General features: G+C 59.0%; 1 protein-coding gene. It reads left to right on the top strand.

Translation table 11 applies throughout. The annotated features are described in order from the left end of the window. Positions 1-273: hypothetical protein (locus NR201_RS22570; protein WP_256850194.1), on the top strand; the 273-nt coding region annotated here is incomplete at both ends.

The following is a 273-nucleotide window of genomic DNA, read 5'->3' as shown; positions in this document are numbered from 1 at the left end:
TCTTCGCCTACGCCGGCAAGCTCGACCTGGCGCATTACCAGAAAAACGACACCTGCCTGCGCCAGAAAGAACTGTTCAGCAATCTCGAAAAAGAAGGCCTGAAAGCCTACGAACTCAAGCCGGATGAACTGCGCCGCTTGCTGGTTGGCGGCCACACGTCAATCCCGCTCGACCTGACCCTGATCCCGCTGCGCTCCACCAGCGAGCAAAGCCTGAAGACCTTCCGCGCGTTGTTCATCAACCTGCTGCACATGCGCGAAATCACCGCGGCCA

Origin of the sequence: Pantoea sp. Fr-CA_6 (genome assembly GCF_024520895.1) — a bacterium.
Classification (GTDB): Bacteria; Pseudomonadota; Gammaproteobacteria; order Enterobacterales; family Enterobacteriaceae; genus Pantoea; species Pantoea agglomerans.
Note: the sequence above shows the minus strand (reverse complement) of the source record. Positions and strands in the feature narration are given on the sequence as shown.